The 11759-nt window shown below is 62.5% G+C and carries 11 protein-coding genes; 6 read left to right on the top strand and 5 right to left on the bottom strand.

Annotated elements, in window-relative coordinates:
* Together ACXJ7R_RS14425 and ACXJ7R_RS14420 are read right to left on the bottom strand one after the other, a co-directional pair.
* On the bottom strand, positions 1–276 hold a 276-nt coding region (locus tag ACXJ7R_RS14425), incomplete at its 3' end, for an epoxide hydrolase N-terminal domain-containing protein (protein WP_457152424.1).
* An 88-nt stretch (positions 277–364) separates the two neighbouring features.
* The gene (locus tag ACXJ7R_RS14420) at positions 365–1726 is read right to left on the bottom strand and encodes an epoxide hydrolase family protein (protein ID WP_457152423.1); all 1362 of its coding nucleotides are present in this window, start codon (positions 1724–1726) and stop codon (positions 365–367) included.
* A gap of 224 nt (positions 1727–1950) precedes the next feature.
* Between ACXJ7R_RS14420 and ACXJ7R_RS14415 the strand changes: the two genes are divergently transcribed.
* Complete coding sequence (locus ACXJ7R_RS14415; RefSeq protein ID WP_457152422.1) at positions 1951–4806, top strand: ATP-binding protein; 2856 nt, start codon at positions 1951–1953, stop codon at positions 4804–4806.
* Positions 4807–4911: 105 nt separating this feature from the next.
* On the opposite strand, the gene ACXJ7R_RS14410 is transcribed toward ACXJ7R_RS14415, so the two are convergent.
* Positions 4912–6456 carry an alpha/beta fold hydrolase gene (locus ACXJ7R_RS14410; RefSeq protein WP_457152421.1) on the bottom strand — a complete coding sequence of 515 codons (1545 nt, stop codon included), beginning with the start codon at positions 6454–6456 and terminating at the stop codon, positions 4912–4914.
* Positions 6457–6563: 107 nt separating this feature from the next.
* Between ACXJ7R_RS14410 and ACXJ7R_RS14405 the strand changes: the two genes are divergently transcribed.
* Complete coding sequence (locus ACXJ7R_RS14405; protein WP_457152420.1) at positions 6564–7370, top strand: alpha/beta fold hydrolase; 807 nt, start codon at positions 6564–6566, stop codon at positions 7368–7370.
* 102 nt (positions 7371–7472) lie between these two features.
* Positions 7473–8015, top strand: coding sequence for a class I SAM-dependent methyltransferase (locus tag ACXJ7R_RS14400; RefSeq protein WP_457152419.1), 543 nt, complete (start codon positions 7473–7475; stop codon positions 8013–8015).
* 75 nt (positions 8016–8090) lie between these two features.
* On the opposite strand, the gene ACXJ7R_RS14395 is transcribed toward ACXJ7R_RS14400, so the two are convergent.
* Both ACXJ7R_RS14395 and ACXJ7R_RS14390 read right to left on the bottom strand, forming a co-directional pair.
* Positions 8091–8918, bottom strand: a complete 828-nt coding sequence (locus ACXJ7R_RS14395; protein WP_457152418.1) for a L,D-transpeptidase — start codon at positions 8916–8918, stop codon at positions 8091–8093.
* A gap of 173 nt (positions 8919–9091) precedes the next feature.
* Complete coding sequence (locus ACXJ7R_RS14390) at positions 9092–9754, bottom strand: haloacid dehalogenase type II (RefSeq protein ID WP_095089865.1); 663 nt, start codon at positions 9752–9754, stop codon at positions 9092–9094.
* A 156-nt stretch (positions 9755–9910) separates the two neighbouring features.
* Between ACXJ7R_RS14390 and ACXJ7R_RS14385 the strand changes: the two genes are divergently transcribed.
* From ACXJ7R_RS14385 to ACXJ7R_RS14375, 3 genes are all read left to right on the top strand, one after another.
* Entirely contained in the window at positions 9911–10789 is an 879-nt protein-coding gene (locus ACXJ7R_RS14385; protein WP_457152417.1) for a branched-chain amino acid aminotransferase, read from the top strand.
* Positions 10790–10965: 176 nt separating this feature from the next.
* Entirely contained in the window at positions 10966–11562 is a 597-nt protein-coding gene (locus ACXJ7R_RS14380; RefSeq protein ID WP_095089869.1) for a superoxide dismutase, read from the top strand.
* The coding region (locus ACXJ7R_RS14375; RefSeq protein ID WP_457152416.1) for a hypothetical protein at positions 11562–11759 on the top strand (198 nt) is incomplete at its 3' end. The genes ACXJ7R_RS14380 and ACXJ7R_RS14375, both read left to right, overlap by 1 nt.

Here is an 11759-nt window from a genome sequence, read left to right as displayed (position 1 = left end):
CCAATACTCGACGAGCGGCCTGATCTTCGCGATCTGAATGCCCTGCGACTGGTCATCTACGGTCTCCCGGTCGGGCCACCGTGTTTCTGCAATACGCCTGCGAAGATCGTCGAGCGCCGCTTGCGGCACCTGGATTTTGAAGGGCCGGATCGAGCGATCCTCGACCGGGTTTGCGAAGGCGGACGCGGAGAGGGTGCAAAGCCCGAACACCAGCGCAGCGGTAGCGAGCACGGTGCAAGCCACAGCGGCGGCAAGCGTCTTGATGTGGGGGTTCATTGCAGTCGCTCCCTTAGGAAGTTCGCTACGCAGCTACCGCAGGGCGGAAGATGACACACATCCGGTGCGCCATCCCCCCGCCAACACGTCAGGTCTGCAACGTCTTGAATGTTGCGCGCACCTCATCGGTGAAGATCTTCGGCTGTTCCCAGGCCGCGAAATGGCAGCCCTTGTCTGTGCGGCCATAATGCAGAAGCTTCGGGAACGCGCGTTCAGTCCAGCTCTTCGGCGCCGTGTAGATTTCGCTGGGGTTTGCAGTGGCGCCGACAGGAATTGTGATGCCCTTGGCGTCGAAGAAACCGGCCTTCGCCGTTTGCGAGTGTTCCCAATAGAGACGTGCCGAGGAGATCGCCGTGTTGGTCAGCCAGTAGAACGTGATGTTGTCGAGGATGTCGTCGCGGGTAAGGCCCTCCGGCTCTCCGTCGAAGGAGCGGGCGATCAGCGCACAGCTATCCGCATCGTGATCGAGGATCCACGCCGCCAGGCCGGCCGGTGAATCGACGATCCCGTAGAGCGTTTGCGGACGAAGCGCCATTTCGTTGGCGTAGCCCAGGCCGTTCTTGTAGAAAAACGCGACCTGCTCGTAGGCGCGCTTCTCGTCGGGGCCGAGATCGGCAGGGGGCGGGCTGCCAGAGGCAAGCGCCTTCACGATCTCGGGCGGAATGGTCCCCGGCATGTTCGTGTGGATGGCGGCCAGTTCGGGAGGTGCGATCAGTGCCATCTGTTCGGTGATAAGTGCTCCCCAATCGCCACCCTGCGCGACGTACCGGTCGTAGCCGAGGCGCTTCATCAGCACGATCCACGCCCGGGCGATGCGCCCTGGATCCCAACCGGTTTCGCTGGGCTTGCCGGAAAAGCCGTAGCCAGGCATCGACGGGATCACCACGTCGAACGCGTCGGCCTCGGCACCGCCGTGCGCGGTGGGATTGGTGAACGGATCGATGATCTTCAGGAGTTCGATGACCGAACCGGGCCAGCCATGCGTGATGATGACAGGCAGGGCGCCCTGATGCTTTGATTTCACGTGGATAAAGTGGATGTCGAGGCCGTCGATCTCGGTGACGAAATTCGGCAGCGCCTTCAACCGCGCCTCGCATTTACTCCAATCATATTCCGTTCCCCAGTACTTCATGAGCTTCTGCATGGTGGCGAGTTGCACGCCCTGCGTTGGCCCTACCGTCGCCGGGGTCGACCAGATCCGCCGGGAGGCCTCGTCGGATACGAGCTCGCGCTCGGGCCAGCGCGTAGCGACGATGCGCCGGCGAAGCTCGGTGAGCTCTTCCTGCGGGAAGCTAACGGTGAAGGGGCGGATGCCATCGCCGGTTGATGCGGAGGCCTTTTGTGACGGGAGCAGGCTCGCGGCGCCTGCGGCGGCGATGCCGACCGCGGCAGTGCCCAAAAGTCGCCGGCGATCCTGGTCGATTGTTTCGGAGGTTCTGGTCGTGTCCATGTGACTCTCCTGGGGTTGATGGATGCGATTTGCGCTGCTTGACGTACCCCCAGGAGATGGGATTAGCCCGTTATGCGTCGTGAGCTCTTGTTAGTCGCTGCCCGCCTGCCGCTTTTTTGAGCAGATAGGAGGCGCCAGACACTGGAGACTCCCTATGGTGCGGGAGCGCTCCTTGACCTAAAGTAAGGTGCCGGGTGCAGGCGGCTCCCAAAAGAAGAGACGCCATGACGATAACGCCAAGTCAGGCCAAAGACAGATTGTCGTTTGGCCCTTTCTATTTGGCTGCGGGTGAAAGGCTCCTGACAAGAGAAGGCGCTCCCGTAGAGTTGGGCTCGCGCGCCCTTGAAATTCTCATCGTGCTGACTTCCGCGCCGAATGAAGTCGTCAGCAAGAAGGATCTGATGGCGCGCGTTTGGCCCGATGTGGTTGTCGAGGAAGGCAGCCTGCGGTTCCACATGACCGGACTGCGCAAGGCGCTGGGCGATGGAAAGGATGGCGCGCGTTACATCGCGACGCTTCCGGGGCGCGGCTATTGCTTCGTTGCACCGGTCTCGCGATTAAGCAGCCCACACGATGAAGCCCCGTTTGTCGCCGCCGGGTTTCCGCATGCGAATCTTCCAAACCGCTTGAGCAGAATGGTCGGGCGGGATCAGGACGTTCTCAAGCTGTCGGCGCAGCTGAATGCTTCGCGGTTCGTCACCATCGTTGGCGCCGGCGGTGTCGGCAAAACCACCGTCGCGATCGCAGTCGGACATCATCTGATCGACGCATTTTATGGGGCAGTTCTGTTCGTCGATCTGGGAATGATCGGTGATTCCGGTCTGGTGACGACAGCCGTCGCCTCGATGCTTGGGCTATCCGTTCAAACAGAAGATGCCACGCCCAACCTGATCGCCTACTTGCGCAACAAGCGGATTCTCTTGATCCTCGATACCTGTGAGCATCTCTTGGATGCGGTGGCGCCTTTGGCAGCAAGCATTGTCGATGCGGCGTCACAGGTCCACATCCTGGCGACGAGCCGCGAGGTGCTTCGGGTCGAAGGCGAGCATATCTATCGGTTGGATGCGCTTGCCTATCCGCCCGACGAACCTGGCCTGACGGCGGCCATTGTCCAGACCTTCCCGGCCACCCAACTGTTCGTCGAACGAGCGGTGGCAGGCGGCGCTCGTTTGGACATCAACGATGCGGAGGCCCTGCTCATCGCAAGCATCTGTCGAAAGCTCGACGGAGTGGCGCTCTCCATCGAACTGGCGGCCAGGCGCGTCGAATCCTATGGGCTGCAACAGACCGCCGCACTTCTTGATCAACGCCTGACACTGCTGTGGCTCGGTTCGCGGACCGCGCCGCCGCGTCAGCAAACCCTGCAGGCGACGCTGGACTGGAGCTTTGGGCTCCTGACCGACCTTGAGCGCGTGGTGTTGCGTAGGCTCGCCGTGTTCGTCGGTCATTTCACGCTCGATGCCGCACTGGAGGTGGTGACGAGCGCGACCCTCGATCGATCGACCGTCCTGGGCGCCATGGACAGTCTCGTCGCCAAATCGATTGTGGCGACGCGTCCGGCCGGAGCGATGATGCGCTACCGGCTCCTCGATACCACGCGCGCCTACGTTCTCGATATCCGGATCGATGATGCCGAGGCTGCCGATCTGGCAGTGCGCCACGCCGCCTACTATCGGAGATGGCTGGAGCAGACAGGGATCGGATGGCCAAAACTGGGGACCGGTGAGGAACGGGCTCCTCACTTCGCCGCCATCAACAATGTCCGAGCTGCCCTGGAATGGTGCTTCGGCAAACACGGAAACGCCGACATCGGCACGGGACTCGCCATCGCTGCCGCGCCGGTTTTCCTGGCGATGTCCTTGTTGCCGGAGTGTCATCGCTGGTCTGAAAGGGCAATATTGGCTTCCGACGGTGCCGCCCTTGGCGGACTTGACGAGATGCATCTTCAGGCCGCTCTCGGCGTATCCTTCATGTTTATGCGGGGAGGACGCGACAGGGCGCGCGTAGCCCTGCAGAGAAGCCTGGCGATCGCCGAGGAGCGCGGCGATCCACTGGACCAGGTGCGTCTGTTGGGTCCGCTCAACATGTTCCATCTGCGGACGGGCAATTTCGTAACCGCCCTCGAAATTGCAAGACGTTGTTCAGCCACAGCCGCCGGTCTGGAGGATTCGGTCGCGATTGCGCTTGCACACTCGATCCTGGGTATCTCGCTTCACTTGCGAGGCGACCTCGCGGCGGCGCGCGCAGAGCTGGAGGCGGCGCTCGACCGTGGGCCGCGCTCTCAGCGGACCACGACGATCTATCTGGGCTTCGAAGGCAAAATCCTGGCCAGGGCAATTCTGGCGAGGAACCTTTGGCTGCAAGGCCATCCGGATCAAGCCATGGCGCATGCTCGGCAGGCCGTCGAAGAGGCTGCCGCCATGGATCATTCTCTAACGCTGGCGATCGCGTTGATCTGGGCGATATCGGTCTTCCTGTGGACGGGCGACCTGAAGAGCGCCGAGGCGTACATCGACATGCTCATCGCCCGCGCGGAATCCCATTCCATGACTCCTTACCTGCTGGTCGGTCGGGGATTCAAAAGCGAAGTAGCGATCCGTCAAGGCGATGCAGAAGGCGGTGTCGAGGGCCTGCAGACGTCTCTTCAGAAGCTGCACGCGGCACCTTACGAATTGCTCACGACTCCGCTCAACCTCTCGCTGGTCAGGGGATTGTCCGCAATAGGTCAGGTCGATGAAGCAACTGCGCTGATCGACGAGTCGCTTGGCCTCGTCGAGAAGAACGGCGACCAATTGTACCTCCCGGAGTTGCTGCGGATGAAGGGAAGCCTCCTTCTCCAGTCGCAACGCAACCGCGACGAAGCTGCCGCCTACCTCATGCAGGCACTGGAGTTGAGCCGCAGTCAGCGCGCGCGGGCATGGGAGTTGCGAACCGCAATCGACATGACGACGCTGATGGCCGGGCGAGGGGAGATCAATAGCGCTCGCGAGCTCTTGCAACCGGTTGCGGCGCATTTTGTGGAGGGTCTGAATACGGCGGATGTCAAGGCCGCCGAACACCTGCTGGCGACGCTCAGGTAGAACCTTCGATGCCACCGCCCCATTGGTGTCGTCCGCTGTCGGCGCATTTCGACGGTGGCTCAGAAAATCGAATTCGTGATGGCCTTCACCGGCCCGCCTGAGCAATCAGCTACGTCGTGCAAACGCGCCAATGCTGTTAAGCAGCGGCTGTTGGTCGCCGACCCAGAACCAGTGATCGTTGCCGGCAACCTCAATGAACTTCGCGCCTGGGATGTTGGCCGCGAGGAAGCGCCCGGCTTCGATGCGAACGGCGCGGTCGCCGGAGCGGTGCAGAACCATCGTCCTTGCCGAAACCTTTGCAAGGAGATGACGGACATCGGTATCACGCAGCGCTTCCAGGAGGCCCGCGACCGCGCCGGGACTGGAGGCTGCCCTGAGCAACCCAGCCCACCAGGTCTGCGCCTGGCGGTCTGCGGCCAAGCTCGGGGCGAAAGTTTCGATTTCCGCCGGGCCACCCCAACTGGCGAGCAGTCGTTGCTTCCACAGATCGTATTGCGCGACGGTCAGGGCAAAATGATAGTCGGGTGCGCGGCTGCCTTTCGCAAGGGAACCCCACAGAACAAGACCGATCAGGCGATCGGGGTGGTTTACGGCAAAACGGACACAACCCGGCCCACCTTCTGACGCGCCGATGAGCAAGGCCCTACGGCTACTGGCCGCGTTCATGACCGCCAGAATGTCCTGCGCCGTCGCTTCGACGGTCGGGCGGGCACCGACGCGGTCGGAAAGTCCCATGCCTCGCCGGTCGAAAAGGATCAGGCGGCCGAGATGCGAAACCGCGGTGATCCAGGCGCGGCAGCTTCTGTCTTCCCAGATCCGCTCGACATGCGAAATGAAGCCCGGAACAAGCACGATATCCATCGGACCGCTGCCAACGATCTGGTAGGCGATATGGATGCCGTCCACCTCGACATAGCGCGTTCTGGGCACGTCCGGGGCGGCATCGTGAGATGGCTCACGCAGCAGGGCAAGCGTGGCTGRGTCCGGCGCAATGCCGAGTTCTTCCCGCARCAACCGAACACAGGTGTCCCTTTGGCGCTCGGCTGCTGCCCTGTCCCCGGCCGCCAGGTGGGCACGGATCAGGTGACGGTGCGCACTTTCGCTCAAAGGGTCCAGTCCCGTCAGCCGCGTCGCATGCACGACCGCGCTGCGAGGCTCACCGGCGGCGATCTTCGCTTCGATGAGCCGCTCCAGCGCCTGCACGAGCCGGCTGCGCAGGGCCTCGCGCCTGAAGAAGACCCATTCCTCGAATTCCGGACAATCAGGGACGGAGAAGCCGGCGAGATAGTCGCCCTTAAGCATCTCGGCTGCCTCGTCGAGAGGACCGACATTGCAGGCATGCTCGAAGACCTTGGAGTCGACGTCAACGGACAGCGCCGGGTGCAGGCCCAGGGATGTCCCGCTGGCAGCGATAACCTCGCTGCCGAACGCGGTGCGGATTTTATACAGCGTGCGCCGAAGGCGTGCCCGTGCGGCTTCCTCGTCGGTTTCGGGCCACAGAAGCGTGGCTGCGACCTCACGCGCCACAGGCCCGGCGGCCTCGGCGAGGTAGACGAGAAGCGCTGCCGCCTTGCGCAAGGCAAGTTCCACCCGCCGCCCGTTCAGACGGAACTCAGGAAAACCCAGAAGTCGGAACTCCAATCGCTCCATCGATCCGTATGCGGCCGCGCGGGGACGTTGAGGGGACGCCGGCCTTCTATCCACCCCAGGAGGTCGGGCCGATTGGGCCCAATCAGGAGACTCCCTTGGAGCGAGAAATGTCACCGGTCAATACTCTCACCCATCATCGCACGTCCGAGGCTGTTGCCAGGGACGGCATCTCTATCGCCTACCAGGACCTCGGTCGCGGCGAGCCGCTCGTACTGCTGCATGGCGTGACCGAAAACAGCGAGTCCTGGCACGAGGCGGGTTACGTCGACCAGCTGCTGCGGCGCGGGCGCCGGCTGATCCTCATCGATTGCCGCGGCCATGGCCGGAGCGGAAAGCCTCACAACCCGATTGCCTATTCCGGACTCAGGCGGGCAGCAGATGTCGTTGCCGTGCTCGACAGTGCCGGCGTCCAGCATGCTGCACTGATGGGACATTCAATGGGCGGCGTGGTCGCGCTGGCCGTGGCTCTCTACCACCCGGACCGCGTCAGCGCGTTGGTCGTCAATGGCGCGCATCCGTACGCGGAGGATCTCACCTCGCTCCGGGCGGCGCTCAAGAATGACTTCGAGACCTGGCTCGCCTTCTTGACGCAACTGGCCCCCGACCTTTCGCAGGCCGCAAGCCGGCGGATCCGGGCCAACGATCTCACCGCGGTTCGAGCAAGCCTTGCCAAGGACAGGCTGGATTTCTCGGCGGCCTTCGCGGGGCTGGGGATACCGGTGTTGGCAATCAGCGGTACGCTTGATCCCCGTTGCGAGCTCGTCCGGAATTTCGCGGAACTGGCGGGCGGCGAGTTTCTGCCGCTCGCGGGCAAGAACCATGTCACCGCCTTCCTCGATGTCGACACCGTGGCGCCGGTGGTCGACGCTTTTCTGGACCGTGTCGGTGCTCAGAGCACAAGGCAAGGAGGCTAAGTCATGTGCCAAACCTGTCTCTCCTGGTATGCACGCTGCATTGCTCCCTACGTCGTCCACGCCGGCTGTTCGGCCAACACATTCGCACACATGCGAAGGCGAATGATCCCGCGGGCAGAGGGCATTGTCGTCGAAGTCGGCTTCGGGTCCGGCCTGAACCTTCCCTATTACGACGCTGCCAGGGTCGCGCGGCTGATCGGCGTCGATCCCGACGGCACGATGCTCGGCCTGGCCGGACCGAAGAGCCGTTCCTTGCCGTTCGATGTCGAATGCCTCCGGGCCAGCGGCGAAAGCCTGCCGCTCGCCGATGCCTTCGCCGACACGGTTGTCGTCACCTATGCCTTCTGTACCATTCCGGACCCTGAGATGGCGCTGACCGAAATCCGACGCATCCTGAAGCCGACGGGCCGGCTGATCTTCATAGAGCACGGCCAGGCCGAGGAGCCGCGTTGCCGCAGATGGCAGGAGCGCCTGAACAGGCTGTGGGGGCGGATCGCCGGCGGCTGCCACCTCAATCGCGATCCGTTGCTCTTGATCCGCAGGGCGGGCTTCAGTCTCGTTGAAGAGGAGCGCGGGCGGTTCTCGCTGCCCTTCTGGCAATTGGGAAGCCACTACGCCGGCGTCGCGGCACCCCCGACAGGTTGACGGCCTTCGTCAAAACCTGCACGTCTGAAAATGCGCACGGTGCTCGCATGGCCCTTCCGCCACGCACCCCGCGGCTCAGAAAATCGAATCCGTGATGGCCTTCACCGGCCCGAGCAGGACCGATCCGTCCGGCACGCCGGCGTCGATCGGAATAGCCCGGCGATTGGCCGTTGCCACCATTGGCTGGCTGACATCGCTGGTCACGATCACCGGTGTCTTCGAAGGCACCCGGTCGTAGAGATCGATGATGTCCTGGTTCATCAGGCGCACGCAGCCTGACGAGACCGACTTGCCGATTGACTTCCATTCGGGCGAGCCGTGCAGGCGGTAGAGCGTGTCGACGTCGCCCTGGAAGAGGTAGAGGGCGCGCGCCCCGAGCGGATTCTTCAGCCCGCCCGGCATGCCGCCATTTTCGGCGCTGTATGGCTTCAGTTCCGGCTGCCGGGCGACCATTTCATCCGGCGGCGTCCATTTCGGCCATTTCTGCTTCCACTGGACGACGGCGTCGCCGGACCATTCGAAGCCGGCGCGGCCAAGGCCAACGCCGTAGCGGATCGCCTGGCCGCCCTGGCGCACGAGATAGAGATGGTGCCCGGTTGTGTCGACGATGATGGTGCCGGGCTTCTGTCCCGTAGGGTCGGGGACGATCTGGCGCAGGAACTGCGGATCGATTCTCTCGAACGGTATTGGCGGAAGGTCGAAGCCGCCATCGCTGACGGCCGCGTACATGGTCGCATAGTCGGGCAGCGGCGGCTCGACATAGGTTGGTGGCGGTGGCGGTTCGACCGGTTCCGGCCCGGTGGTGGCGCATGCGGAAACCGCGATCGAAGCGGCGCCCAATGCAGCGGCGTTGAGAAAGCCGCGACGGCTCAGGCGAAAGGATTCGATTTCGGCTATGGACATGGTTGCCTTCTTTAGGTGTCAAATCGCAACAAAGGTTGAAACGCCGATTGCTGCGTGGGTGTCTGACAACACCCGGCGCGATAGGCGGTTCCGATTCTGGCCCGAACGTGGACAAACAAAGGCGAAGCTGTGACTGCGCTGCCACTGTGGCGTCAGAGACACAGCTTTGCAACCTAGCTGCCGGGCACCAATGCTTCGAGCGATGGCAGGATCAGGGCCGGTGGAAAGTCCCGGTACTCTTCTGGCTGGTTGGAACGGTTGATCCAGACCGTGCGAAAGCCGAATTTGGTCGCACCGGCGATGTCCCAGCGATTGGAGGACTGGAAGGAAACCGCGTTGGGGTAGAGGCGCCAGCCGGTAGTGACCATGTCGTAGACCGCCGGATCGGTCTTGAAGCGCCGCACCGTATCGACCGAATAGATGTCGTCCAGAACCTGATCGAGCGCGGCGGACTTGACCGCTGCCTGCAGCATTTCGGGCGAGCCGTTGGACAGGATCGCCAGCTTCGCTCCCGAAGCCTTGAGCGCCTTGAGCACGGCCGGCACTTCGGGATAGCAATCCAGCCGCCAGTAGGCGTCCAGCAGTTTGGCCTTGAGGCCAGGGTCGGCCGAGGGAACCTTGCGCAAGGCGAAATCGAGCGCCTGTTCCGTCAGTTGCCAGAAATCGGCATAGGCGCCCATCAGCGTGCGCACCCAGGAATATTCGAGCTGCTTGGCGCGCCAGATTTCGGACAACAATTGGCCGTCCGGCCCAATCTGGTCGGCATGACGGCGCACGGCGGCATGCACGTCGAACAGCGTGCCGTAGGCGTCGAAAACATAGGCGGCGTATTGCATGGCAACAGTTTTGAGGCGAGGCGCGAGAAGGTGCAAGCTTTGATTGCATCGCACTCGCCGCTGGCCTCAACAAAACTCCGCGATGCCGGTTGACGGCGCCCGCCAAAGCATCTTCCAATGGCTGTCACACGAGATCGATCGGGACGGGACAACGCGATGACACTGGCGGCTGAGGCACTATCTGCGACATGGACTTTCGTCGATGGTGATTGGCACGAGGGCAATGTCGCCATTCTCGGGCCGCGCAGCCACGCCATGTGGCTTGGCACCAGCGTGTTCGACGGCGGCCGCTGGTTCGAAGGCGTTGCCCCCGACCTCGACCGCCATGCCGCCAGGGTGAATTCCTCGGCGATTGCGCTCGGCCTCAAGCCGTCGATGACCGCCGACAAGATCGTCGGGCTTACCTGGGACGGGTTGAAGAAGTTCGATGGCAAGACAGCCGTCTACATCAGGCCGATGTATTGGGCCGAGCATGGCGGCTATATGGGCGTTCCGGCCGATCCCGCCTCGACCCGTTTTTGCCTTTGCCTTTATGAGTCGCCGATGATCCCGCCGACGGGCTTTTCGGTGACCGTATCGCCATTCCGGCGCCCGACCATCGAAACCATGCCGACCAATGCCAAGGCCGGGTGCCTTTATCCCAACAACGGCCGTGCCATTCTCGAAGCCAAGATGCGCGGGTTCGACAACGCGCTGGTGCTCGACATGCTGGGCAACGTCGCCGAGACCGGAACCTCGAACATCTTCCTGGTCAAGGATGGCCATGTCCTGACGCCGGCGCCGAACGGCACCTTCCTGTCCGGCATCACCCGCTCCCGCACCATGACGCTGCTTGGCGAGTATGGCTTCAAGACTACCGAAAAGACGCTGTCGATACGGGATTTCCTGGAAGCGGACGAAATCTTTTCGACCGGAAACCATTCCAAGGTGGTGCCGATCACGCGCATCGAGGATCGCAACCTGCAACCCGGGCCGGTGGCCAAGAAGGCGCGCGAGCTTTATTGGGATTGGGCGCATTCGACGTCGGCTGGCTGACGCGTCCGGCCCGGCCTTTTGTCGCTGCGCGGTTCGTCGTCGGAAAACCGTGTGACAGTTTTCCGCTACCCGCCTAGAAAGGGAACCGGCGCTTCATTCCGGAGTTGTCCGATCTCAATCCAGACCTATCTTAGTCCGGTATCGACACCGGATTTTTCCACGAGGGAGTACTACCCATGGCTTTTGAATTGCCCGCTCTGCCTTACGACTATGAGGCCTTGCAGCCTTACATGTCGAAAGAGACGCTGGAATATCACCACGACAAGCACCACAAGGCCTATGTCGACAACGGCAACAAGCTGGCCGCGGAAGCCGGAATGGGCGATCTGTCGGTGGAAGAGGTGGTCAAGCAGTCGTTCGGCAAGAATGCCGGCCTCTTCAACAATGCCGCCCAGCATTACAACCACATCCATTTCTGGAAATGGATGAAGAAAGGCGGCGGCGGCAACAAATTGCCCGGCGCCCTGCAGAAGGCAGTCGACAGCGATCTCGGCGGCTACGACAAGTTCAAGGCCGATTTCATCGCCGCCGGCACGACGCAGTTCGGTTCCGGCTGGGCCTGGGTTTCGGTCAAGGACGGCAAGCTGGCGATCTCCAAGACGCCGAACGGCGAAAACCCGCTCGTCCATGGCGCGTCGCCGATCCTCGGCGTCGATGTCTGGGAGCATTCCTATTACATCGACTATCGCAACGCCCGGCCGAAATATCTCGAGGCGTTCGTCGACAGCCTGATCAATTGGGATCACGTGCTTGAGCTCTACGAAAAGGCCTGATGCATGTCGCCCAAACGTGCGCAGCGGTTTTGGGACCTCGACGTGTACGAGAGCAAGGACTCAACCCGCGTCGTTTGCGTCCCTTTGGACGCAACGCGTTTGATGACCTGATCGATCTCCAGCAAAGCCCCGGCACTCCCGGGGCTTTTCTTTTGCTGTGGCGCAGCAAATTCATCCGAGGCGAAGGGAATATTCCC

This window comes from Mesorhizobium sp. P5_C1, from assembly GCF_054049815.1.
This window is presented reverse-complemented; position numbering and strand designations above follow the sequence as displayed.